This is a genomic window from Haladaptatus halobius, assembly GCF_020618475.1.
GTDB lineage: Archaea > Halobacteriota > Halobacteria > Halobacteriales > Haladaptataceae > Haladaptatus > Haladaptatus halobius.
This window is the reverse complement of sequence record NZ_CP085340.1, coordinates 39,226-64,610: the sequence shown is the minus strand read 5'-3', so window position 1 is coordinate 64,610 and position 25,385 is coordinate 39,226. Positions and strand designations below refer to the sequence as shown.

Below are 25,385 nucleotides of genomic sequence, written 5' to 3'. Positions count from 1 at the left end.
TGCCTCTATCAGTGTCAAGCAATTATTCGTCGCTCCCTGGCGTGGGCGAGCGAACGACATCACTGGTGGGTTGTGAATTATCCGTCGGTGAACGCAAAACCAGTGCGGCCAGACCACCACAGATGGCGAACACACCGCCGATACTGAATACAGTGGCCCAACTCGTCGCTGTAGCAAGCCATGCAGTAACTGCGCCACCGAAAACGCCGCCCCACATTTTGCCCGAGTAGAGGAGTGCATAATTAGCTGAAGAATGAGTCTCACCGTAGTAGTCAGCTATGAGGCTTGGAAAAAGCGTATACTGAGGGCTCCAGAAAAACGTAGCTACGACAACTGAGATGACAAAACCGAGACTCGAGTTCGTTTTCCCGAACCAGACGACTGCAAACAGACCGAGGCCGCAGAGCGTAAACGACGCTGCCATCGCCTTCTGCCGATTCACCCGATCGGAGAGGTCTCCTAATATGAGACGGCCGATACCACCAGCGATCGGTAGTAACGTCGCCGACATCGTAGCCGTCACTGAGTTCAACTCCATCTGCTGAGCGAACAGAACAATCTTCGCTGTAAGCATTAAGCCCGCCCCGCTCACCGCGACAAAAATACCGTACATTACCCAGAATTGCCATGTGCCAAGAATCTCGCGCCAAGTATAATCCTGCCGAGAGTAGTGCTTTTCACCTGCGTCGTCACGGAAACTCCAGTTTGCCGGGGGATCGCGCAAAACAAATGCAGCGATGAAAATGGCGATACCGATGACGAACCCCATGTTTCGTAGCACCTCACTATAGCCGCCGATGGAGGCATTCGCGCGGACGTAGGGAACGAAGAGTGCCGCACCACCCGCGAATGCCATCGTACCGGTTCCCGTGGTGAGACCGCGTCGATCGGGAAACCACTTTAATGCCGTATTCACCGATACCGTATAGACGATGCCCACACCGATCGCGCCAAGCGAGTACAAGACATAAAGCTGCCAGACTGCCGTTGCATATGCGAGACCAAAATAGCTACCGCCAGCGAGCACGGCAGCAGCAAGTGTTATCCCTCGTGGGCCGTGTCGGTCACGCCACCACCCCACCGGGAACTGTGATCCCGACTGGAAAATGACGAAAAGCGTAAACACGAAGCCAAGTTGGGTGAGAGGGATGTTGAGATCCCGCGCCAGTGGTCCCTCGATGGAAGACCAAACATATTGATATGGGCTGACGACAGCCATTGCAATCGCTGCGGCAACAATGAGCCACCAGCGTGAAAAGCCAAGCTGTTCGCGAGCACGCTGTGCATAGTCATCGCTTCTATCTGCCGCCATTCAGCAGCCCACCATCGTGGTTTCGGTCGTCATCTCCATGAGACAAATTAAATATATGGATATCTGTTTGTCACAACCCATTTTCAGCTCCATCGTTCTCCCCAGCATACGGATCCTGCGCCCGCCGTTTGTCTGCAGAGTATCCTAACCAGTGACAGGAAGCGAGATGTGACCGGTGTTCATCGTTAACCGCCTCGATCTCATGGTCAGTTGCCATCGTCTGCCCAATCGTGCCGGTTGCGTGGGCCACTGACTGAAGCTCAGGTTTCGAACCCTCGCACTCGCCGCCGATATACTCTGGGCAACGCGTGTGAAAAGGACAGCCTTCGGGAGGATTAATAGGACTCGGAGGAGTACCTGACAGCGGCTTTTTTCGCATTGACCCGTTGCCCTCGAGATTTGGAATCGAGTTCAACAGTGCCCGTGTGTAGGGATGCTGTGGGTTGCCGAAGATGTCCGATGTCGGTCCAGTTTCGACAATATTGCCCAGATACATCACAGCAACACGATCGGAAATGTGCTTGACAACGGAGAGATCGTGAGCGATGAAGAGATAGGAGAGCCCGTACTCGTTCTGGAGCCGTTTCATCAGATTGATAATTTGAGCCTGCACCGAAACGTCCAATGCTGAAACCGGCTCGTCCGCAATGATCAGTTTGGGCTCGACGGCAAGGGCGCGTGCGATACCAACACGTTGGCGCTGACCGCCGGAGAATTCGTGCGGATACCGATCCAGATGGGACTTCCGAAGACCAACTTCCTTGAAAAGTTCGATAACACGTTCGCGTGTTCCCCTCTCGGTATCAATGTTGTGTACTTTGAGAGGCTTCTCAACGATTTCACCAACTGTCTTTCGCGGATTGAGTGAGGAGAGGGGATCCTGAAAGATCACTTGCACGTTTTTCCGGAGGCGTTTGAGCGCCTTGCCTTTAAGATGGGTGATGTCATCCCCCTCGAAAGTGAGTGTACCAGCCGTTGGTTCGTAAAGCCGAGAGAGAACGCGTCCGAGAGTCGTTTTACCGCAGCCAGACTCACCAACGAGACCAAGTGTTTCTTCGTATCCAACCATGATATCGACGCCGTCGACCGCTTTCACCGACTCATCTTCACCAAACAGGCGGTCAATGAGTCCTGTATCGGTTGTAAAGTGTTTTTTCACACCTGTTGCGTGGAACAATGATTCGTAATCTGATTGTACACGTTGACTCTCGACCATCGAAGCTGTCTCTGAACTCATTGGCTATCACCGCCATCTGTCCGCGCTATTTTATCGCCCTTCACTTCTATTAACTTGGATTCGACTTCCGCGTGTGCACCCTCGGAGACGTGAATTGCTTTACCATCTGCATTGGTTTCGACATGGTCGTTGTGTAAATGACAGCACGCAGTATGTCCGCTGGGATCAGAGTTCGCTTCTGAACGGACATCATATTCAACGAGTGGCTTGTCACACATTTCGAAAGCTCGATTGCATCGGTCCCGAAACGGGCAACCCTGTGGCTTGTCGATGAGGTCTGGAACTGCACCCTCGATGACGTCCAACCACTCTCGGTCGTCCGTGATCCGTGGAATAGAGTCCAGAAGTCCCTGGGTGTAGGGATGGTGTGGCTCCGCGAACAGGTCGTCATCGGTTGCCTGCTCCATCAGTTCGCCTGCATACATCACCGCAACGCGATCGCATGTCTCTCTGACGACACCAAGGTCGTGGGTAATGAGCATGATCGAAACGTCGTACTCGTCTTTAAGATCGACAAGTTCGTTCAGAATTTGAGCTTCAATACTCACGTCGAGTGCCGTTGTCGGTTCGTCCGCAATTATGAGCGCAGGGTCGCCAGCAAGTGCCTGCGCGATGACAACACGCTGGCGCATCCCACCCGAAAGCTGGTGGGGGTATTCAGTCGCACGCACCTCCGGATCGGGAATACCGACCATATCGAGTAGTTCGATCGCACGTTGCCACGATTCACTCTTCTTGTTAGTGCCAGTGATATACTTCCGTTTCATTTCGGGCCAGAATCGACCAGATTCAGTCGAACTGGCGTGCTGTCGGTAGACTTCGGCAATCTGCTCGCCGATCGTCATCACCGGATTGAGAGATGTCGACGGATCCTGAAAGATCATGCTGATTTCACCGCCACGAACATCCTGCATCTCAGCGTCAGATTTGGTGAGGAGATCTTCACCTTTGAAACGGACGGCATCAGCCTCGATGGTGCTGTTCGAGTCGAGCAACTGGAGCAGCGAGAGTGCCGTAACGGATTTCCCTGAGCCACTCTCACCCACCACGCCGAACACCTCGCCGGGATAAATTTCGAAGGAAATCCCGTCGACAGCGTCGACGGTCCCTCGATCGGTTGCAAAACTCGTGCGAAGGTTGTCAATTTCCAACAATGGTTCACCGCTCATATCACGCACCTCCCTGATCTTTCACGTCGAAGGCATCCCTGAGCGCATCGCCAAAGAGGTTGATACCGAGTACGGTAATCATGATCATCAGACCGGGAATCACGGAGATCCACCACGCCTGTGTGAGGAAATTTCGACCCTGTCCGAGAAGCGCTCCCCAAGTCGGTGTGGTTGGTTTGACTCCTAATCCAAGAAATGATAGTGTCGCCTCTGCGAGCATGGCGCGAGCGACCAGCACGGTGAACTGGACGATGAGCGGTGCGACGGTGTTTGGGAGCACCTCCTCACCGATAATCTGAAGATTGCCTAATCCAACGCTTTTTGCGGCGAGCGTGTACTCCTCTTCACGGATCGATAGCACCTCACCACGCGTGATACGTGCGAAGTCATCGACATACGCGAACCCGACGGCAAAGATGACGTTCCAGAGACTCTGGCCGAAGATTGCGACAAGCATGATTGCGATGAGCAGCCACGGGAAAGCCCACATAATGTCGATGATACGCATCAGTACATCATCGATCCAACTACCGTAATAACCGGAAATAAGGCCGATCGTGACACCGACAATTGCACCAACTGAGACGGCACCCAAACCAACAAGTAAACTGATCCGTGCTCCATACATGATCCGAGACAGGAGGTCTCGGCCGTACGAGTCCGTTCCGAGCGGATGGTCTCCAGTGAATGTCGGTGGTTGAAGCATCTCGAATTCCTGTGCCATTGGATCATATGATGCTAGTTCGGGTGCAAGAATCGCAGCGGCGAGGAACGTAAGGACGATAGCGAGTCCTATTTTTGCCTTCAGGTCACGTTTGATCGTGTCCACGAAACGCTCTATGAGATCGGTTCGGATTCCGAACACCGTCGCTCCGTCGGTATTAAAACCGACGATGGAGAATATTGACATCATTATTCGCCACCTCCATACTTGATCTTTGGATTGATTATCGTGTATAACATGTCCACAAGGAGATTCATAAACACGAACACGAACGATATGATGATGACTGTCCCCTGCACCACTGGGAAGTCTCGCCGATTGATCGAACTAATGAGCAAACGACCCAGTCCCTGAATGCCAAAGACGATCTCAACGGCGACGACACCACCGAGGACGACAGCCAGCAGAATACCGGCAATCGTGACAACCGGGATAAGCGCGTTCTGAAACCCGTGCTTGAACAACACGAGCCGTGGAGAGAGTCCTTTCGCGCGGGCCGTCCGCATGTAATCCTCATTTAACACTTCCAACATCGATGACCGGGTCATACGCATGAGTATGCCGCCGTATGGCAGGCCAACGGCAATCGCCGGTAGGAGAATGTGCATGAACCACGGAACGATACCTTCCGAGATTGGGACGTAACCGAACGATGGGATGGCTTCAAACCGAGAGGCAAAGCCCAGAATCAACAGGATGCCTATCCAGAATCCTGGCATACTAATGCCAAAAAATGAAACGAGGGTGGCGAAGGAGTCTTCCAATGAATAGCGGTGAATGGCACTGATGATACCCGCTGGCACTGCGATACAGATTGCGATAATCATTCCAAGCAAAGCGATCGAAAGCGTGGGCTCTGCCACGTCAAGAAGCATCGTAATAACGCTCTGTTGGGTATGAATCGACTCGCCAAAGTCGCCCTGTGCAAGTTCTCCGAGCCATCGAATGTACTGGATATAGACGGGCTGATCGAGCCCGAGTTCCTGCCGGACCGCTGCGAGTGCTTGTGGATCGGCGTCACCACCGAGCATTAAGCGGGCTGGGTCACCGGGAATTGACCGGACGGCGACGAATACGACCGTCGCTACGACGTAGATGACCACGAAGGCGTGGATCACACGCTTCGCGAGATATCGCTGCATCCCCACGCTATTCACCGCCTGATAGAGAGACGAGTAGTATGGTGATTGACGACATTATTTCTCCAAATACGCTTGATGGAAGTTGCTCATCCCAGCCGGGATCCCGACATTCTTGAGACTAGAGACGTCGACCTTCGCTTTGAGCATGAAGACAGTCATAGCGTACATCGCTTGATCGAGGAAAATTTTCTCAGCCTCGCGGATGTACTGTTTACGCTTCTCGGGTTTCGGTGTCTTGAACGATTTTAGAAGCGCGTCGTCGAACTTTTTATCGAACATCATGCTTTTTTGCCAGACCCCGAGACTTGTCTCGGGATCTGGAGTCCCAAGCTGTTTCCACCACGTCATATAGGGGTCGATATCTGTTGATCCACCGTAGGTTGTGACCATATGATCATAGCGGTAGATGGAATCCCAGTAAGACGAAGGCTGTTGGATATCGAGTTCAACTTTAATTCCAACGTCGGAAAGCTGCTGTTGGATAATAGTCATCCAGCGTTTGTACTCAGGCATGCCAAGCAGCTTGAATGAGAACCGAGGATCACCGGTATAGCCAGCCTCGTCCAGTAGTCGTTTTGCCTTCTCTGGATTGTGGTACTGGCCAGGCTTAGGTTTCTCTTCGTAGGTGGTTGTCATCGTCGGATTGAACACCGAATGTGCCGGAACCGCATAACCGAAGTATGCTTTTTTAACGATTTCATCCCGGTCGATGGCCATCGCAATCGCTTGACGGACCTTCTTGTTTGCCGTTGGGATATCCTTTCCCTTCCATTTGGTAGTGACCGTATCATATCCGCTTGCGATTTTCGCCTTCTCAGGATATTTTGCAGGATCCGCACCTAGTGGTGCGATACACGACCAGTCACCTGAACTAGTCTTTCGGACACTGAGAGAACTCATATTCTCGCCTTGTTTAGCAAATTGACCAGTAATCTGGGCGCAATGTTGGATACTTTCGGATGTGATAGCTGACCACATCGTCGATGGTTCGGGAATAAGCCGAATCTTTACTTCATCCAAATATGGAAACTGGTTCCCCTTTTCGTCAGTCTCCCAATAGTCATCATATTTGGAGAGCGTGATAGATTCACCCATACTGCGAGATTTTACTTTGAACGGCCCGCTTCCGATCGGTTGTTTGTTGTACGATTTAGGATCATCTTTTGCACTTTTGTGTACAATTGAGCCTGCTCTTCCTGGAACGTTGGTCATAAACGCCAGGAATGGTGCAGTGGGTTCCGACATCTTAATCGTGACCTCATGACTACCCGTGGCTTCGACACTTTCTACGGTTGTAACCTTACCGTGGTGCTCAGACTTCTCATCTGCCATGAGACGATCAAGGGACCACTTCACCTGCTTTGCTTTCAAGGGATCTCCATTATGGAACGTGACTCCCTTGTGAAGTTGGAACACATAGGTTTTCTTATCAGGAATTTCCCAATTTTTTGCAAGATCACCGACAATTTGGTGATCTTGATCAAGTTTCAATAAACCACTAAAAACATTGGAAACGATTTGCATTTGAGCTCCCTTATCAACATAATGCGGGTCGAGAAATTCTAGATTATCCGTTTGGAAGCCAGCCTCGATGGATCCGCCCATTGTCGCTGAGGAGCTGTTATCGTCGCTTTTCGAGCCATCATCGGACCCACCCCCTCCGCCACCAATGCATCCAGCAAGGCCAGACATACTGGCTGCGCCGAGTAGTTTTAGTGTTGTCCGTCTGTCGATTTGGGGGCCTTCCAAATCCCGGTTGTCAACAATTGACATGGATGTAACCTTTAGTTGACGATGAAAAACGTTTGAGCCCAATATATTGGGATATCTGGAAAAAGTTATTATAAGATTATCGGCTGTATAATGGTATGTGGGAAGCATTGCTAGCAATCCGTCACTATGGCTGCCCAATTTCGGATACGAGTGCAGACATACCAGGGGTTCATGTTCAGAACCTATCAAAGGCAGAAACCAGTGGCCACCGCGCAAAGCGACTTATTTGCCTCCGAGGCGAAAAGACTCAAATCAATCAGTTTGAGAGAGCTTTTCGAGAACATGAATTCGTTGAGTCATTCAGACGGATCTCAGACGGGAAGTCTCGACAAGCTTATTTCACGAGTAAAATCGAGTATAACAGCGAAAATCCAAGCATCCTAAACCTCCTCGGGTCACATGGCTGTTACCGAGATAGCACTGTTAGTGTCCAGCGGGGTATCGAACACTGGGGGGTATATATCGAACAAAAAGAATCTCTCTATAAACTAATAGAGAAAATTGGAACACTTGATAATGACCTCGATCTGCAGAAGTGCATAAACATGGGAACGATTTCTGACACCCCACCAATGGATACAAACGCAATTCTAACCCAATTGACAGCACGTCAACAAGAGGCGTTTGAAACCGTTTACACATTGGGTTATTATATGACCGGTTCGGACATCACTATGGATGACCTCGGCGAAGCAATGGATGTGCACCCATCGACAGCATGGGAGCATCTCAAAAAGGCAGAAAACACGATATTAAGCGAGTCCGGTCAACGATTTTTCGGCGGTGAGGAGCCCATGGAGCAGTTAATCCCATGAATTACTATGCAATCATTTTCGATGAGCACGGTCTCGATACGAATCGCAACACAATGTGCCGAACCATACAATTCGTCGCAAAGTTCTCGAGTGAGAAGCTCAAGGAGGAACGTGACCCAGAGGATCACGATAATCTGATCACGCTCACCACGGACGGGTCGAAGCTCATACTTATCGCTGATCAAGACGAGTGGGTAGCGTACATGAGCCAGGTCAGCGAGCATCTCGAGGCAAAGAAACGCGCCCGGCAGGACGACGATTGGACTCGGTTACAGTCAAGGACGCCCAGTCGGACGCAACTCAACTCACGAAAGCAACAGACACCACGGTCGGAATGTCGGAGGACGCCACGGACACGGAGGGCATTACACTATCGTAACGCCCTCCCACGAATGAGCGTAACACCACCGCCCCCACAGCACCCACGGAGATGAGGAACGGACGCAATTTGCGTCCGTTCTGATGCGTAATTATCACTCGGGTACTGTGGGATGTAACGAATCCTTCTTTTCTCCTCGTGTGTGCGAAGCGAAAGAAGCCCCCATTGTGCGTTACACTGTCCACTCGGGGTGCGTTACGACAATGTAACGCTCATAGCGATTTAAGATGGCACGTGGCGGGTTGGTGGCGTGTAGCCTTTATACTGCCAGACCGCTTCCTAAACGGTGATTGAAGACATGAAGACCCAATACTACACAGCGACGAGCATCGACGGTTATCTCGCCGATGAGGATAACTCACTTGACTGGCTCTTTCAGTTCGAAGAGATCGAAGGTGTGGAGGATGACTACTCGCGGTTCATAGACCAGGTTGGTGCCTTAGCCATGGGCTCGACGACCTACGAGTGGATCATCAAGCATGAAAATATACTGGAGAACCCGGAAAAGTGGCCGTATGAGATCCCAGCGTGGGTGTTCAGCACTCGAGAATTACCGGTGGTTGAGGGTGCGGACATTCACTTCGTGCAGGGGGATGTTGCGCCCGTCCATGCGGATATGGTGAAGGCCGCAGATGGCAAGAACGTCTGGCTTGTTGGCGGGGGTGATCTTGTCGGACAATTCCATGATCACGGTCTCCTCGACGAAATTATTCTCAGCGTTGCTCCCGTCACGCTCGCCTCGGGTGCTCCGTTATTGCCGCGCAGGATCACCACCCCGCCCCTGAAATTGGCTAATGTGCAACAGCAGGGCGATGTATTTGCGGTTCTAACCTATGAGGTGCAGCAGTCCAGGGTGGATTAATCGATGGAACGTTTCTCCTCTCGCTAATAAGAGAAGAAAGGAAACCAACCATTTGGTTTCCTATGTTCGATTAATCTTTGCTCGGTTCAAACGCCTTCGAACCGTGGAGTGTTATCTGTTCACTTAGTTGATCAGTGGGACTTTCTGTGTGTACCCGGAAGTCGATCTGTCAGATAGAGCCCTGCAAGGACGAGTACAACACAGCCGACGAGCGACGCAAGCGCGAGGAAAACGACGTTGAATTGGTATCCCGCATTGGTGAGCAGACCGACAGCAGCAGTGCCATTTGCCTCGACCAGCAATGACAGGCCGGTGAATGTCGCGTATGCGACACCACGACTCTCGTCTGGAAGCGAATTGAGAAAGTACGTATCCAGCGCAGGAAAGAGGCTGTAAATGGAGTAGCCAATAGAAACAGAGATGATAATCAGAGCAACCAACCTGCCTGCATAGGTGAGTGCCCCCACTGAGATCACGAATCCAGTCAATATTGCCAAAATATACGGGATAATTGGCAGACGATCGGCAAGCCGTCCGCCAAACCAAAACGCGGGTAATCCGGCTGCGAAAACAACGGTGAGAAGAAAATTTGCCGTTGTTGTCGACACTCCCTTTGAGGTGGTCAGATATACGACGTAGAAATTGAATAGTCCTTGCCAGAGAAACCCAGTAGCACCGACCATCAATAGACCGGTTGCGATGAGTCGCCAGTGAGCCCGCACGGCGGAAAGAAACGCGTGGTCGGGGACAGCCTCATCAGCAATTCGAGATCCATGAACGACAGTTGCTAAAACGATACTGAATATGACGGCAGACACTACCAAAACGACGAACACCATGCGCCATGAGCTAATTAGCAGAATACCGACCACAATGGTTGGTGCAAGGACGGCAGCCAGTTGGGTTGCTGTACCGTGAATGCCAACCGTGCGTCCAACCGCATTTGGATACAATTCTGGGATGAGGGGAATAGCAGCGACGAAGTAGGCCCCACTGGCAACGCCGAGCAGAAGTGTTCCGAGTTGGAGTGTAATTAATGACTGTGCGAACGCGATGACTGCGGATGAACCAGCCAGTATGGCGCCCGTCGCGAGGACTGCTTGATACCGTGGGATGTGAGTCAGTATATATCCCATCGGAATCCGTGGAATCGCAGTGCCAAGCCATGCTAGTGATACTAATACACCGATGGTTGCCTGATCAGTCCCAAAGGCGACCGTCAGTGGTTCGAGCAGCGGTGCAAAGACGGTTCGCCCGAAGTTCATCAGGAATGCCAATCCACACAACGTTCCGAATAGGCGTCTCCTCACTCTCTAGTTCTACCAAGGCGGATGACTCAACCGTTCCGGAGCCGGCAGCGCTCGGAACAGAACACTGAACTCGTGAACTTCCGCGAAAAGCGAGTCGAAAGTCAACAGGTCGAAGACAAGTACCTGAATGTCCTTGAGCACGCGAAGAACGTTGCCAAGACGAATGACGTGATGGTTGCCCGGCTTGGCTATCGAGAGGTCGCGACCCACTATGGCTGTGCGTACAAGAACGATGGTTATCGGGTGATGGAAGAAATGGCCGAACGTGTCCTCGGGGTGAGCTACAAGGAGTCACGGACGTTGTCCGTGGATGATGTAATGGGTGTCGGCGGGCATCACATTGAGATCATGTTCGGGCATCCCGACCTCGCAGGGTGGATGCGAGCACACGAAGCTAACGCGGAACTAAACGGAAGGCGCTAATTATAGCGTTGTAATCACGGGGATTCTCCAAACTCCCACTTGGGCGGTACCACCACCCGAGATACACACCACATTGCCGGTGAACCATGGTGGTACTAGTGTGTTGGTTACGGTGGAGTGTGTCTATTTCTGCGTCATTTTCTGCGAAAGTGAGGGGGTCGCTCTCGCGATCCCCCTCAATTACAACATTGTAATCGTCACCTCCCGCTAACGAGAGTCGAGAACGGCATGAGTGAGAACGTACTGAAGCGTTCCAAGCTGACGAGTCATTAGTTGGATGCTGACTTTCACTCGTTTGTAAGGAATGGTATGCCAGATAGAGAGATTCAGAGATTGAGTTCAGTACACTTGACTTCTCAATACGAACTCGGCAAACTGTCACCAGTCGATGGTTTCAACAAAGGATACATCAAAGTATTTTGGCTGTGTGCCCTGCAGAAGATGTCTGCAGAGTGGTTACCAGAGCGTGAGAGGAGCCGCATTTTGAATTTGTTAGCAGCGGTGCCGGACGCAGAACCCGGGTCCCAGCATTGGTTCCGCCTTTCAATCCCCGTTACGGAAATACGCTCACTCTCTCCATTACTGACTTGGATCAATAACTCACTCCAATACCATAGGATACGTTCTCACGATCAACTCGACTCAAATTCTTCACAATCCTCGTCTCGAAAGGAAAAATTTGCGTTCGAGTTCCTTCCCACAATACTTACACCGATAGTAGGTTTGGGTGCCGAGTTTGGATTGTTTTCTTGTACGGACAACGACGTGTGGACCGACCGTCTCTGTCTTATCAGGGAGAAGGCGTGTGATTTTAACGAACAGCCACATCCCAACGAATGGAGCAGCTACTGCGAGGATTAATCCTAGTAGTACGTCGTCGGAAATCCTGAGGTCGATCCTAACCAGTACAACCTGCCCACAACAGGGATTTAGATCTATTGATGGATAGAGCATTTAGTCACTGTTTGAGGTTGAACCAGTGTATCTTTCACTGTTTCTATCCGATCGAGGCCCTTCTCTCTATCGCCACTGTGCACCGTTAGAAGCAACATCGAACACAAAGTAGTATCAGACAGTCCACACTCCATCAGCAGTAATTGGTTTCTGGCATCAGCTGTCAATTATAACCGATAGGTGCCCACCAATCAGCACGACTGTTGAAACTCATCACTGACAGAGATATTCAACAGGGTCATGATTCTTTGTTCTATGGAGACGCAGGGATGCAACAGATCCATCTTCTACGCTTAGAATAGTCAGAAAAACGATTTAAGGCTGAGTTCGTCATGACTCGAGAGAAACTGCTCAATATCTGATTCACGCCACCCAAGCGGTGACAACACACTCGCCGCAGCACGAACCAACAACTCCCGATAAAATCCAGTATCATACTCGTTTAACTCCTCACTTGCCAACAGCACCCGCTCTCGCGACTGCTTTGCATCGTCCACCACTACATACGACACGCTCTGACCGGGCGCACGAGCCAACCCCAAATCAGCCGCTCGCTCCAATGCCGCCACACTCCGTGTCGATTGCGTGTAGTCCTCCCGTTTTTTCGAAACCCGATTCGTGATCACCAACTCACTCGGATCGACCGCCCCACGCTCCAGTCGATCAACCCACGACCGCAATTCCTCACAATCCACTCTGGATCACGGTACTCATCCACTGCCCGAATCAACGCTTTCTGCACATCGTCGATATACGCAGGCGTACTTCGCTGGCGACACTCGATCCCCCGATACGAGTAACTCCTGCAGTCGAGTGCTTTCACTGAAGAGTAGAGACGACGATTAATATGCAATTCGCCGAACGATTGCGCTGAGGAACATCTGTCCTCTCGACTTCGGTGGATGGACGAGCAGCACGCTACAATCAAGCTGATCGCTAATGTCTGTCGCGGAATCACCAAATACCAGTTCGTGTACTCGTGAATGAGCAACTGTTCTGAGGGTTGCCAAATCAGCACCGGTCGTTGCTGCAACAATCTCATCAACGGTATCGGTTGTTTTGAGGACGGTACTTTCAGTCTCGACCGAACAGAGCTGTTCAAGCTCGTTCAGGAACTCAGACGTCGCATCGAAGAGTTCCTCCGAGGCGTCTGCAATCAACTGCCGTCACAAATCGAATCGTCGCCCCGAATTCAGTCACAATTGCATTGCGACCGCGACTTTCACTGGGGCGTACGGTTCACGTTGTGTGAGCACCGCAATGGTATTGATTTCGCCGAATCCACGATCGTGAAGGACACGACAACACGTGGTGTGTTTCATGAACCAATTGACGTCACTGTCGAGCAGTTCAGGGTGCCAGTGTTCCGGTCGCCGCTCCCCAAGGATGAGATTAGCATCGAGGTCGCGAGCGTAATTGACGACCGCCTGTGGTCGTTAATCGTCGGTGCTCTTATTGGCCCTATTTTGTTAGGCCTGCTACTTATTGAATTGCATCTATAATGATGAGTTCAGTATGACGGACAATGAGCGTCAAAAGTGGAAAACTGTCCTATCCAATCCCGACAATCAGGATACATTGGCTATTCTTGAAGATGCCTCACGGCCGCTCCATCTGAACGAGCTGGCCGAACGGCTGGTGAAACAGAACGAGACTGTGATGAGCTCCGACGAGTATGAGCATCACCTCAAACGAAAACAGATCACTCTGTATCATAATTCTCTCCCGAAACTCGCGGATTTTGGATTCATTGATTACGATCAAGAGGCGAACGTTGTTACGTCTCGAAACGACGCCATGCTAGATATTGACTGGCACGAAGAAGACATGTTTGCCGAGTTAATAGCTCGGTTTGAAACTGATCGGCAGTCCGACGAGAACTCGATCGGAACTCTTGAAGGCCGTCAGGCAGCACTTGAGTACGGAAGACAACTTGCCGACGAGGCAGAGGAGGAACTGTTTTGCATGTTCGTCAGCACCGATCTGCTCGAAGAGAAGTGTCTCTGTCACGCAGAAGATGCCATCGACCGGGGCGTGGAGATATACGTGGGTTCGCAAAATTCTACGGTTCGCGATCTCATCCGGAGCCATCTGCCAGAAGTCACTCTCTGGGAACCCCAGCGTGGGTGGTTGAATACACCATCAAGGTATCCAAAGGTCGGTCGACTGGTTCTCGTCGACCGCCAAAAGGTCATGCTTGCCATTCTGGATGAGCCGAATTCCGATGGCAAGCACCCCAAGGAGACGGTAATGGTCGGGAAGGGCGAGGACAACCCGCTGGTCGTCCTCGTTCGGGAACTGCTCGGGCCACGGCTTGATCATCTTGACTACCAGAGTGCAGATTTCCAAAAGGAACTCCACTCATAGCAATGACAGACTCTTCACCTGACGAACCGGGTAACGAGACTGCCCACAAAGCCCCCGAAGTTAGCTACAAAATCGAGATCGATGAACTACCGAGTGAAGCCGTCGTTCGAGCAACTGTCGCTCTCACGAATACACCGGTGATCGAACTCGACCCACTCTACGACGTGGTGGATCCTGTGCATCTTGATGGCCTTTTTCGCGAATCAAACAGCCGAACGATCCACGAAGAGAGATCGGTGACGTTTCGCTTCAACGGGTGCCACGTCTCTGTAACAAAGGAGACTGTCGTCGTTCGAGGAAATGAGTGAATTTTCGGATGACATGATGAATGAGAGTTACTCAGCAAACCACCATAACTCTCGCATCATTCGTCGTAGTTGTTAAGGGGAATGCAAACTGAATCATTTGAAATTAGGGAGAAGTGGAGAGTTTGGTAACAACTCAGTTGCTCAGGAAACTTGAAAGCCCCTAATCTATACAATCCTTCATCGTATCTATCTGTCGTCGGTCTTGATCTCAACGGCCCCTTCACTCGATACGGTAACCCAGTACCCTGCATACTGAAACGAGACTTCGCCGTCTGGACGGGATGACCCGTCTGCTCGAGATGCAAAAAGTGACTCAAGTGCTTCAGGGTTAATCGCATTATATAACGGTTCGAGTTCATCTACTGACTGTCCGTCTATCTCTGCAACCGTAGTGATAATCCGTTCAGTGAGTGAATCCGACATTCCAATTGTTATCTGTCTACTCCCCATGGTTGGTGAATTCATTCCCTTATGTCCCTCCTGTAAGAACACCCACCTTGCAAAGGCAAGGTACTCTTTACGGGATGTTCCTGCTAACTCGGTTAACTGGAGCAGCCGGTAAATAACTAACGGGACAGTATTGTACTTTAGTGCTCAAAAGTGATCACCAAGAGGATGGACCGCTAAACCTTGTCCACCGAGTTACTCTTGTTCTTGGTGCCGGCACATTTCTAAGAGTACCTCAAGACGGTTATTGCCACGATAATGAATGGTTTGACTCCGTGAATCGTACTCAATTACATTGTGATCAGCCAGCTTCGGTAGGTGGCGTTGATGGAGGTTTATCCGAAGATGTTTGCGGGTTATAGCGACGTCTTGCGCAAGTATATCAACGAGCGCTGAGAGCGTGAATGCCTCTCCATTCATTGTCGAGAGGTGATAGAGGAGATAACGTCGATGTTGATTTGCGAGTATCTTAAAAAGCATATCGAATGAGGGTTCTGATGATTGCGGAGGGTCGATTGTCATTGTCTAGTTACTGGGATGGAGTGCCAACGGACGTCAGAGGTAGTGTGTCTGATTCGTGATTGTCAGTGTGGTAGGGGCTGATCTCCAATTCCGCCAGCTTTGTTCCTTCGATTGTACTAATTTTTATCACCGATCCTATTTAAGAAATATGGAAGAAATATGGCTAAAGAAGAGACAATACGGTCGGTGAAATTAACTTTTGGAATACTGGTAGAATATCTTACTGAAGACGTTCTCTTCGATCAGCAGCTGAATGACCGTAAGCTCGACTCAGTGTACTGCCTTAACTCGTCCTCAATATCCGACTCACGCCACCCCAACGGCGATACCACACTCGCTGCTGCACGAATCAGCAGCTCCCGATAGAACCTAGTATCATACCCACTTAGGCCCTCACTCGCCAACATCACCCGCTCTCGCGACCGCTTCGCATCATTCACCACCACATACGACACACTCTGACCAGGTGCACGCGATAGCCCCAAATCCGCCACCCGCTCCAGCGCTGCCACATTCCGCGTCGACTGCGTGTAGTCCTCCCGTTTTTTCGAAACACGGTTTGTGATCACCAACTCATTCGGATCGACCACCCCACGCTCAAGGCGATCAACCCACGACCGCAATTCCTCACAATCCATCTCTGGGTCACGATACTCATCCACGGCTCGAATCACCGCTTTCTGCGCCTCATCGATATACGACGACGTGCTTCGCTGGCGACACTCGATGCCACGATACCTGGGTCGCCGGGCGTCGAGAGCGATAGCTTTCGCCCGACCACGCTGCCACTGCCGAGAAACAAGCGTTCTCACCGAGATTCACGTGTATATTTATGCCACTGTGATGCTCAAAGTTGGACATGGAGGTCCCCGATGAGTTACTGTGCCTGTTCAGTGAACGCATCCAGGATCAGGAAGAGTCCTACACCATCACGATCCCGAAAGAGGAGATAACAGACGGAGACATCCAAGCAAATGGCACCTACCATGTGGCACTCCTCGGATCTGGTTCGTCAGGAACAGACACCTCGCAGACTGAGTCGAACCGCTTCCACGATCAGCCTGCACCGCCTGTCGAGGAGGGAGAGCGCCGAAGTGTCGAAATCAAAGAGATCGGCGAGCAAGGTGATGGGATTGCCCGTGTTGAGAGAAGTGAATACGACAATATCTATCAACTACGTGCTACATAGCTGGCGCTTCACGAGAGTTGGCTTCGTACGTTGAGGTGGCGAGCCATTCAGGGTTGATTTCGAACCCCCATCCGGGACGATCGGGGACTTCGATTTCGCCATCTTCGACGGTCAGTGCGGGTTCGAGCATTTCCTCGGCCCAATGATCCTCGACCGAGAATTCAAAGTACGGCCCTGCGTTATCGATCGCGGTAAGCATGTGCATCGTAAATACGGTGACCAGCGAGTGATTCGCAGAGTGAGGAATGACCAGCAGTCCGGCATCTTCGGCCATGTCGGCCACGCGCATTGCGCGTGCGAGGCCTCCGACGTAACAGATGTCCGGTTGAACGATGTCCACGGCGTGCATATTGATCATCCGTTGCCACTGCGTGAGGTCATTGTCTTGTTCACCGCCGGCGACTTGCACGTCGGTATCATTGAGCGCCTCGCGTACTTCTGTGGTCCACTCGAGCTTTGGAAAGGGACAGGGTTCCTCGTAGTGGACGACGTCATGCGCGTCAAGGAGCTCTCCGACCTCGATGGCTTTCTCGGGTGTATAGCAACCGTTGGCGTCAACGAATAATTGCGTCTCGTCACTGACGGCCTCGCGAACCGTGGGTATCAAGTTCTCCGTCCGGCCCTCCCACGCGTCCTCATTGTCTCCCATCGTGCTACCAACACGGATTTTGAACGCCTCAAACCCCCGCTCCTCCTTCAGTCTTGCAAGACGCTCAGCTTCGGCCTCAGGAGTGTTTTCCCGACTCATGCTTGAGCCGTACGGTTTAAGTGTCGTCGGCTTCCCACCGATCAATTCGGCTACGCTCACTCCCTCCTGTTTGGCCTTTAAGTCCCACAAGGCGGTATCGAGGCCGGTCAACGCACGGTTAAGATACGACCAAGGGAATTTGTACTCCGCGTCGACGATCTCGTCGACGAGACCGTCGATATCCATCGGATCTGCACCGAGCGCGTGGGGCGCAACCTGTCGGTGAAAAACCTTAGCCGAGATATCCGCGTTGTAGGGAGACATTTGCCCGAGTCCCTCCTCATCCGTGTCAGTTCGGACACGGACAAAACTCACGGGCGCCGGCTTCCCCCGAACATCTTTCTTAGTGAACGTCTCTAATTGTTGAATTTCCATATCGTATGTGGGAAATTCTCGATCCACCTATAATAACCTAGACCCTGGTGAGAATGATGGACAAGAGAGACACTTATACTCGTCTTCACCAACCACTTTCCCGAAGTACTTCGTGAGCGCACCAACGTCAGAATCACGCAACGGAACGAACGCAATCCAGTCGTAGTGGGCTTCATGCTCAAGCCGAACCTCCACTTGCTTAGAAATCTCCGAGACAAGCTCGGACAGCGATGTTTGTTCCTCCCCGTCGATCGGTGTCACCCACACACTGTCGACGATGCCATACACAATCCGCCACCCGTTCTCCTCGAGTACTGCTTTCGTTTCCAACAGAATCTCCCGTGCATACGCGTTGATCGCTTCGTGGCACTCGATCCGCCCGAACTTGGCATTCGAAAAGCCCTGATAGCCGAAACACGACACCAAAATCCACTTAATCGCACTCGATTGGCCTTCCAACTCATCGCAACAATCCTCGTCCTCGGTCTCTCGAATCTCGGCTTTGATTGCATCGCGATCCTCAATGAGTGGTTGGAGTACGTCCGGAAGATAGCCCGCTCGTCATCTATTCCAACCGACTTAATTCCTCTATGGTTTCTATACCCGATCGCAATCGGACTATGAATTGGTATCGGTCACTTCATTCGTGCTGCTGCTGTTGTCCATCCAGTCTACGAAAGTCCGAAGCGAACGTTGCTGAGTAATCGTTTTCTCATCACTGTCATACTCAATCAACCCGACTTCCTCTAACTTCGGCAAATCCACGTGATGGAGTGTCACGAGGAGAGTGGGTTCGTTGCCACCATCCTCTGCTTCCCAAGTAGTATGGTCAGAAGTCGTCAGCGCGGTACCGAGTTCGTCAAGGGTGAGTGATTGATTGTAATCGGCGATGATTGACGCAACATGCTGACGTCGTGGACGTGCAAGGAGTGGTGCAAGCGCTTCCCAGGATGGCAAGTCAGGGTCGTCTATATCAGGGAGAGATAATTCTGTCTGTTCGAAAAAAAGCCGCTCAGTGGCGATGATCCCCTCTGGTTGCCGCTCAATCCATCCTGTTGCTTCCAACTTCGGTAAACAATAGTGATACAGGGTCATCTGGATCTGCTGGTAATCCTCCTCGGTCAGATCTGATGGTGATTGTTCCGTTTCTTGGGCGGTGAGCTGAACAGCGAGATCGCGTTCCGTCATCGGACGGGAATGATTCAATAGAATAGCAAGTATCCGTCGCTGGCGTGGATCAGCAAGAATCGCCGATCGAACAAGAGGATCAGTGTCTCCTGGAGGCAGTTGTATCTCGCTATCCATAGTGTATAGAGAATATCTCTAGAGTGGCATAATCCGAATGCCGGAAATATAAGGCTGATTGAAGAACTTGGTGTTAAGTCTCAGCGAACACTACGCCCAGAAGCTTCTTCTCAGCCTTACGAATATGCTGATGGAAAGTCGACGAACTAATGTCAAGAGATTCAGCAACGTTTTCACCAGAACTCTTTCGAGGCCACTCGAAAAATCCAGAATAGAACGCTGCCTCAAGCGCGATCCGCTGCCGATCTGTGAGTGAGTCCTCAAACACGGTTCGCAACTCTGCAGGAGGCATCTGCTGGCGAGTCACGTATTGCTGCCCAGCAAACATCATGTCTGGATAAATTTCCTTCACTGCCTCGGTCACTTCGCGTATTTGTGCTGTCGCTGGAAGTTCACCGATAATCCGCAGCTCATTGTCCGTTATCTTGGTATTTTTCGTGCGGCCTCCAAACGTAGTGAAAAGCGACGATATTGTATCGCTTGACGTCCGAACCTCAACCCTAGTTTGCTCTCCCTTATCGAAGAGGACGCGAACGTTAGTAACCGACGAAAACTTTCTGAGAAGTTCGTGGGGCTGCTCTGCCGTGAGTCCATCGAACGTGTAATACTGAAGGAATTCACCGTCGGCAAGCGGGATAGTTCGATCAATCGAGATATCAAGGTCACTGTCAGTCGCCTCTATGAAGGGCTCAGCCAACGTCTTCGAATGATATTCGACTTCGATCAAACGGTCAGCCAGCAATAATTGTTTGCGCTCGATCGCCGTGATTGCGTGGCCGATAACCTCCCCAAGCTGCTGGATGATCTCTTGCTCAACGTCACCCATTACGAAGGAACGGTCGGTATAGAGAGTTAATACGCCGTACAATCTACCGTCATGGATGATTGGAACAGCTAACATCGAGTGATCCTGATAGTCTCTATCGATCGTCCATTTATCGTAGGTTGAATCCTCGAAAATATCCCAAGAGAGATGCGGTGATCGTGTATTCGCTGCTTGTGCAACCGGCCCATGTTCTGTCGGAGCCTTCTCGTCGAGTGGGACAGTGGTCTCGGCCAGTTGCTCGGTCTCCTTTGACGTCGCGTTAACAGTAATCTCTTTGCCGTTCCGGGCGAGTTGACCAATCCAGGCGAAGTCATAGATATCTGACTCGGCGAGCTGTTCACAGACGCGTTGTTCAATTTCGTCTCGTGTGGACTGCTCAATCACAAGGTCGGTTACGCTTCTGACGGCAGTATGAAGATCATTGAGTGCTGCCAGCTCTTGACGCTGCCGTTCGAGGTCACGCTCACGCTTTTTCCGCTCACTGATGTCTCTAACTACTCCACATCGGCCCACTCCCCCAGTAATCGGAAACGGACGGAGTCGGCTCTCTGCCGGAATTCGATCACCGTGCTTGGTATGAAGTTCGAGCTCGATGGTCGCGTCATCGCGCTCGTTTGCGGCTACTTCTGCGGCGAGTTTCTCGGCACGCGGCGTGATTTCGTCGGCGTGAACGGTCGTGGCGTGCCGCCCAAGTAGCTCCTCACGCTCCCAGCCGACCATCTCGCAGAAGGCATCGTTGACGGTGACAAATTGAGCGTTCGCATCGACGGCGTAGACGCCATCCTCTACTGTCTCAACCAGGCGCTCGTACTGTTCGAGCTGGCGCTCTCGTTCCTTGCGCTCGGAGATATCACGGACGACCCCCACTCGTTCATGCGTGCTATCACCCGGTAGGAGCGCGAATGTCGCCTCAGCAGTGATCGTCCCACCGTCGGCCTGTTGGAGTTTCGCCTCAACCTTCGATGGGGCTCGCTCGCTTGTCCTCATGTCCTGCTCGATTTCCTGGGCGGTGGTGACGACCGTCTCATCGACCACCAGTGAGACATGTTCTCCAAGCAGCTCCTCGCGGTCGTGGCCCACCATCTTGGCGTACGCCTCGTTGACCATCGTAAAGCAACCCTCGGAGTCGACACTGTACACGCCGTCGTTGATCGTCTCGAAGATCGTCTCGTAGCGTTCAAGTTCGCGTTCGTGCTCGATGCGGTTGGTAAGATCCTGTGTCATCACCATCCCGGCAAACACCGATCCAGCTTCGTCTCTCACCGGAAGTGTCCATGTTTGGAGGACGTGACCGCCCCATTCGATCTCGAATGTCCGTTTTTCTCCCGACAGTGCTGCCTGATAGTGTTCCTTGAGGAGTTCGTTTGAGTCTAACGCCGTTTCGCCGACAGGCCGCCCTTCGATATCCTCGGGAGACAGTTCAGCATTGTCGAAGGGCGATCCCGTGACAAGCGTATACCGAAGGTCGTGGTCAAACAGGGCTACGACGCCATTTGGGAAGTGTTCGGCAAGTGTCCGATAGCGTCGCTCTGATTCTTCAAGCGCCCGCTCACGCTGCATTCGTTCGCTCATATCAACCATTATACCGAGAATCGCTTGCTCTCCCTTGTACTCAATCAGACCGCCATGTACTTCGACGTCAACCAATGTGCCGTCTGCATGCTTGGCCTTGGCATCGTATCGGATCGCGTTGACCTCACCGTGCTCACGTTTGCGGAAGTTTTCAGCGACCAGGGCTTGATCGTCCTCCGCCACAAAGTCCAGTGCCGATTCCCCGATTACTTCGTCCTGAGAATAGCCAAGAATGTTGGCAAATTTCGGATTGACGTACTTCATTTCCCCGTTCTGGACGATATAGATGCCCACAAGGGTCTGCTCGACGAGGTGTTGATACCAGGTCTTTGTCGCCCGGAGTTCGTCTTCAAGCCGCCTTTGTTCGCTGTTATCGGTTCCTGAAGCTGTGGGTGTATGATCAGTCGAATTCGTGGGTGGTTGCCACCATACCCGAGCACTCGAGCCGACTTTCTTCGTCCTGAGTTCACCTTTGTCGACGAGGTTCTCCAGCCGTTTATAGACGGTTCGGCGTGGACAACCAAGAGCTTCGGCAACCTCCGGCGAGGTGAGGGGTTCGTTCGGATGGTTGGTTTGCTCAAAGACGGTGAGGGTCTCTTCATAGATATCCTTTGAAGAGCTTGGTGATGACATGTATCTGGTGTTGATTCCAAAGGGCAAAGTAGTTCCGTCGGCGGCACCTCGGAAGCTCTCAAGCGCGGTGTCCCATCGGTTAGATACAACGTAAGCGGTGGTACAAAAGGTATCACAAGGAAGCGGTAGGACGGATCTAATGTATCCAAACTTAGCTCCGTCCTACCGGATAATAGTACGGTCAAACAGGTTTTCAAAACCCTGGAGACGACAGCGCTTCTCGAACAGCCTTGTCCTCTTGTTTCTCACTGACTACTCCCATGTTCGCCCTAAATACCAATAGCCGCGTTGAGTGGGCTCACAGTCACGTCGCCTGTACTGTAAACCACGACTTGGTAGCCTTCACAGGTAAACTAAATCTGGCTGTCTAATCGTATCTCCCCTCATAGATTGGTGAGGAGAGGTAATCCAATGAACCGGAATCAACGACTTTACAGAAAAGGGGAAGCTCACGATTTGAGCACTCGGCTGCGTCGGCGACCGCTACAATCCGTTCAATGAGCAGCGTAGAGGGATGCGTTAGCGGATGATAAAAGGCGTCTTAGCTCTCAGCAGTTGCTCGTGAAGCATTATGCATCGTCATTATATCATAGCAGAGCGTGCTAGTAACGGAATTTCTGCGACACCACTTTCCGTTTGCACATCACTCAACTCCTTACACCAGGCTCACCTACTCCACCTTCGCATGAATCTCACTATCTTGCCAGACTGTAACAGTCGCTCCTTGTACCGTGAACTTCACAGATGTAATTGTATTCCCCTCATGGTTGAAAAGGTCGTCAAGAGCATCAGGGTCTATGTAATCATAGAGTGTCCAATCCCCCAAATCTACGTCGATTTCATCGTGTTCTTTAATGGCTTCAACAACGATTTCATGGACTTGTACTTTACCTCCATCAGAACGCTTTCCTAATTGTGTCGTTACCCACATCCTCATCCACCACTTAGTGATATTCGAACGTGTATAATAATGATATTGGCTAATATGGATTCGAAGCGATATACCCAGACTACCACTGTTAGTTTGTCATCTACAATATCGAAGGCGCTTCTAAATTCGTATCGAGAGCGTCGATCGTGCCGTCATCGTTTATTTTCCACGGTCGAGATCAAAGTGCTCTGATACAGCCCGGTTCATAGCGAGCAACATAGCAACACGTAGGGGGAACATCGTTGGACACGGTGCCAGCTGCCAGAGACGAAAAACCAAACGGCGGTGCACTCTCGAGGCATCTCTCGGCAGAAAAATCTTCGAACCCGTCAAGCGGCATCAAGAACTTATCACTGTTTGAAAGTCTCGACATAGACATGATTTTTGCTTCTATGGAGACGCAGGCGTGCAATAAATCCATCCACTGAACTGGTAATCATTAGAGAAACGATTTGAGACTGGTTTCGCTATGACTCAAGAGGAATTGCTCAATGCGTTTCTCACGCCACCCAAGCGGCGACAACACAGTAGTGCGAAACCATATCACGCATAAGAACACTGCCGACTACGTCCAGTAGTCTATATAATAGAACAACTCCTCACTTGCCAACATCACTCGCTCTCGCGACTGCTTTGCATCGTCCACCACTATATACGACACGGTCTGACCAGGGGCACGCTCCAACCCCAACTCAGCCGCTCGCTCCAATGCCGCCACACTCCGTGTCGATTGCGTGTAGTCCTCCTTCTTCTTTGAAACCCGATTCGTGATCACCAACTCATTCGGAGCGACCGCCCCACGCTCCAGTCGGTCAACCCACGACCGCAACACCTCACAAACCGCCTCTGGATCATGGTACTCACCTACCGCTCGAATCAGCTCTTTCTGGGCCTCGTCAATATACGTCGGCGTACTCCGCTGACGGCACTCGATACCCCGATACTTGTACGCATCCTCTCCAGCGACCTTCCCGAAGTACTTCGTCAACGCACCAGCATCCGAACCACGTAACGGTACAAACGCAATCCAGTCGTAGTGGGCTTCGTGTTTAAGCCGTATCTCCACTTGCTTAGAAATCTCCGAGACAAGCTCCGAAAGCGACGTCTGTTCTTCTCCTTCAATCGGTGTCACCCACACGCTATCGACGATGCCATGCACAATGCGCCATCCGTTCTCCTCGAGTACCGTTTTCGTTTCCAAGAGAATCTCTCTGGCGTACGCGTTGATCGTCTCGTGACACTCGATTCGTCCGAACTTCGCATTCGAAAAGCCCTGATAGCCGAAACAGGAGACCAGAATCCACTTGATCGCACTTGATTGGCCTTCCAATTCCTCGCGACGATCCTTGTCCTCAGTCTCGCGAATCTCGGCCTTGATCGCATCACGATCCTCAATCAACGGCTCAAGCACGTCCGGAAGATAGCCTCGCTCATTACAAATCGAGTAGCCAATGCCCGGCACGTCCTCCCGATCGGCGTGACACTCACCGCGGATCTTCTCCGGACTCACGTTCCGCGTGACGATGATATTCGGATACAACGAGGAGAAGTCGAGCTCATGGATGTCCTCGTGTAGGCCAACATTCGACGCAAACGTGAACCCGCCCCGGTCGGCATCGTGCAGCTGGCGCATCGTTTTGGACTTCTCATGTCGCCACGAGTGCCACGGGACAAGCACATCCTGATCACGAGCTTCCTGAATCTGAATCCCGGTCAGAATATTCCCGATTGACGACCACGCCAACTCCTGCAGTGGTTTGCCCGATTGTTCGACGAGATACAGACAGCCGTCGAGATTCGTCTGATTCCACATGAACGTATTCGAGCCGTCGATAATCACCCGTCCGGAGAGGTTGTAGCAGGCCGGGAATGTCCGACTTGTCCGTAGCTTTCGTACGTGACGAGAACTGGAATGAGGTGATTAGTATTCAGGAAGAGAACATCCGGGTCAGCACGTTCGACTCGCTCCGACAATGTCACCAACACGTTCTCGCCACTCCCAGTCATCATTACGTTTTTTTACGAAGCCGGTGAGTTCCTCAGGGTAGCTCTGGTACACGGC

At 51.6% G+C, this 25,385-nt stretch carries 21 protein-coding genes and 2 pseudogenes; 7 read left to right on the top strand and 16 right to left on the bottom strand.

Annotated features, from left to right (window positions below):
- Positions 1-22 precede the first annotated feature (22 nt).
- The 6 genes from LIW51_RS33640 to LIW51_RS33615 form a co-directional block, all read right to left on the bottom strand.
- On the bottom strand, positions 23-1,312 hold the full coding sequence (locus LIW51_RS33640; protein ID WP_227380362.1) for an OFA family MFS transporter: 1,290 nt from the start codon (positions 1,310-1,312) through the stop codon (positions 23-25).
- Between the two features lie 70 nt (positions 1,313-1,382).
- Positions 1,383-2,549 carry an ABC transporter ATP-binding protein gene (locus tag LIW51_RS33635; RefSeq protein ID WP_227380361.1) on the bottom strand — a complete coding sequence of 389 codons (1,167 nt, stop codon included), beginning with the start codon at positions 2,547-2,549 and terminating at the stop codon, positions 1,383-1,385.
- Positions 2,546-3,718, bottom strand: a complete 1,173-nt coding sequence (locus tag LIW51_RS33630; protein WP_227380360.1) for an ABC transporter ATP-binding protein — start codon at positions 3,716-3,718, stop codon at positions 2,546-2,548. Before LIW51_RS33630 ends, LIW51_RS33635 begins: the two co-directional genes overlap by 4 nt.
- Before the next feature lies 1 nt (position 3,719).
- Positions 3,720-4,631, bottom strand: coding sequence for an ABC transporter permease (locus LIW51_RS33625; protein ID WP_227380359.1), 912 nt, complete (start codon positions 4,629-4,631; stop codon positions 3,720-3,722).
- The gene (locus LIW51_RS33620) at positions 4,631-5,584 is read right to left on the bottom strand and encodes an ABC transporter permease (RefSeq protein WP_368411911.1); all 954 of its coding nucleotides are present in this window, start codon (positions 5,582-5,584) and stop codon (positions 4,631-4,633) included. The genes LIW51_RS33625 and LIW51_RS33620 overlap by 1 nt, the downstream gene beginning before the upstream one ends.
- 54 nt (positions 5,585-5,638) lie before the next feature.
- Positions 5,639-7,357: an ABC transporter substrate-binding protein gene (locus LIW51_RS33615; RefSeq protein ID WP_227380357.1), complete on the bottom strand. Its 1,719-nt coding sequence runs from the start codon at positions 7,355-7,357 to the stop codon at positions 5,639-5,641.
- A gap of 95 nt (positions 7,358-7,452) precedes the next feature.
- Between LIW51_RS33615 and LIW51_RS33610 the strand changes: the two genes are divergently transcribed.
- Positions 7,453-8,172 carry a helix-turn-helix domain-containing protein gene (locus LIW51_RS33610; protein ID WP_227380356.1) on the top strand — a complete coding sequence of 240 codons (720 nt, stop codon included), beginning with the start codon at positions 7,453-7,455 and terminating at the stop codon, positions 8,170-8,172.
- A 677-nt stretch (positions 8,173-8,849) separates the two neighbouring features.
- Positions 8,850-9,413: a dihydrofolate reductase family protein gene (locus tag LIW51_RS33605; protein WP_227380530.1), complete on the top strand. Its 564-nt coding sequence runs from the start codon at positions 8,850-8,852 to the stop codon at positions 9,411-9,413.
- A 131-nt stretch (positions 9,414-9,544) separates the two neighbouring features.
- On the opposite strand, the gene LIW51_RS33600 is transcribed toward LIW51_RS33605, so the two are convergent.
- Positions 9,545-10,723 carry an MFS transporter gene (locus LIW51_RS33600; protein ID WP_438267494.1) on the bottom strand — a complete coding sequence of 393 codons (1,179 nt, stop codon included), beginning with the start codon at positions 10,721-10,723 and terminating at the stop codon, positions 9,545-9,547.
- Positions 10,724-10,744: 21 nt separating this feature from the next.
- On the opposite strand from LIW51_RS33600, the gene LIW51_RS33595 reads away from it, so the two are divergent.
- A complete protein-coding gene (locus tag LIW51_RS33595; RefSeq protein WP_227380354.1) occupies positions 10,745-11,146 on the top strand; it encodes a hypothetical protein in 402 nt (133 codons plus the stop codon).
- Positions 11,147-12,402: 1,256 nt separating this feature from the next.
- On the opposite strand, the gene LIW51_RS33590 is transcribed toward LIW51_RS33595, so the two are convergent.
- Complete coding sequence (locus LIW51_RS33590) at positions 12,403-12,795, bottom strand: hypothetical protein (protein ID WP_227380353.1); 393 nt, start codon at positions 12,793-12,795, stop codon at positions 12,403-12,405.
- Positions 12,796-13,083: 288 nt separating this feature from the next.
- Here LIW51_RS33590 and LIW51_RS33585 point away from each other — a divergent pair, with 288 nt between their 5' ends.
- The 3 genes from LIW51_RS33585 to LIW51_RS33575 are packed head-to-tail and all read left to right on the top strand — an operon-like array spanning position 13,084 to position 14,775.
- Positions 13,084-13,602, top strand: coding sequence for a hypothetical protein (locus tag LIW51_RS33585; protein ID WP_227380352.1), 519 nt, complete (start codon positions 13,084-13,086; stop codon positions 13,600-13,602).
- Between the two features lie 13 nt (positions 13,603-13,615).
- Positions 13,616-14,467, top strand: a complete 852-nt coding sequence (locus LIW51_RS33580; protein ID WP_227380351.1) for a DUF7344 domain-containing protein — start codon at positions 13,616-13,618, stop codon at positions 14,465-14,467.
- Between the two features lie 2 nt (positions 14,468-14,469).
- Positions 14,470-14,775 carry a HalOD1 output domain-containing protein gene (locus tag LIW51_RS33575; RefSeq protein ID WP_227380350.1) on the top strand — a complete coding sequence of 102 codons (306 nt, stop codon included), beginning with the start codon at positions 14,470-14,472 and terminating at the stop codon, positions 14,773-14,775.
- A 186-nt stretch (positions 14,776-14,961) separates the two neighbouring features.
- Here LIW51_RS33575 and ddfA read toward each other — a convergent pair whose 3' ends face one another.
- Together ddfA and LIW51_RS40220 are read right to left on the bottom strand one after the other, a co-directional pair.
- Positions 14,962-15,240, bottom strand: a complete 279-nt coding sequence (ddfA, locus tag LIW51_RS33570; protein WP_227380349.1) for a DdfA family disk-determining factor — start codon at positions 15,238-15,240, stop codon at positions 14,962-14,964.
- Between the two features lie 177 nt (positions 15,241-15,417).
- A complete protein-coding gene (locus LIW51_RS40220) occupies positions 15,418-15,702 on the bottom strand; it encodes a DUF7344 domain-containing protein (RefSeq protein WP_438267501.1) in 285 nt (94 codons plus the stop codon).
- Between the two features lie 901 nt (positions 15,703-16,603).
- On the opposite strand from LIW51_RS40220, the gene LIW51_RS33565 reads away from it, so the two are divergent.
- Positions 16,604-16,933, top strand: a complete 330-nt coding sequence (locus LIW51_RS33565; RefSeq protein WP_227380348.1) for a deoxyribonuclease — start codon at positions 16,604-16,606, stop codon at positions 16,931-16,933.
- On the opposite strand, the gene LIW51_RS33560 is transcribed toward LIW51_RS33565, so the two are convergent.
- The 6 genes and pseudogenes from LIW51_RS33560 to LIW51_RS33535 all read right to left on the bottom strand — a co-directional run.
- Positions 16,926-18,056 (bottom strand): mandelate racemase/muconate lactonizing enzyme family protein, encoded by a 1,131-nt coding sequence (locus LIW51_RS33560; protein WP_227380347.1) that lies wholly within the window; start codon positions 18,054-18,056, stop codon positions 16,926-16,928. The genes LIW51_RS33565 and LIW51_RS33560 overlap by 8 nt on opposite strands.
- A 72-nt stretch (positions 18,057-18,128) precedes the next feature.
- Positions 18,129-18,611: pseudogene (locus LIW51_RS33555) on the bottom strand (DNA polymerase domain-containing protein); the annotation flags it as partial.
- A 63-nt stretch (positions 18,612-18,674) separates the two neighbouring features.
- Positions 18,675-19,361 (bottom strand): DUF7344 domain-containing protein, encoded by a 687-nt coding sequence (locus LIW51_RS33550; RefSeq protein ID WP_438267493.1) that lies wholly within the window; start codon positions 19,359-19,361, stop codon positions 18,675-18,677.
- A gap of 73 nt (positions 19,362-19,434) precedes the next feature.
- On the bottom strand, positions 19,435-22,392 hold the full coding sequence (locus LIW51_RS33545) for a PAS domain S-box protein (RefSeq protein ID WP_227380345.1): 2,958 nt from the start codon (positions 22,390-22,392) through the stop codon (positions 19,435-19,437).
- A 670-nt stretch (positions 22,393-23,062) separates the two neighbouring features.
- Entirely contained in the window at positions 23,063-23,323 is a 261-nt protein-coding gene (locus LIW51_RS33540; protein ID WP_227380344.1) for a HalOD1 output domain-containing protein, read from the bottom strand.
- A gap of 439 nt (positions 23,324-23,762) precedes the next feature.
- Positions 23,763-25,330: pseudogene (locus LIW51_RS33535) on the bottom strand (type B DNA-directed DNA polymerase); the annotation flags it as partial.
- Positions 25,331-25,385 lie beyond the last annotated feature (55 nt).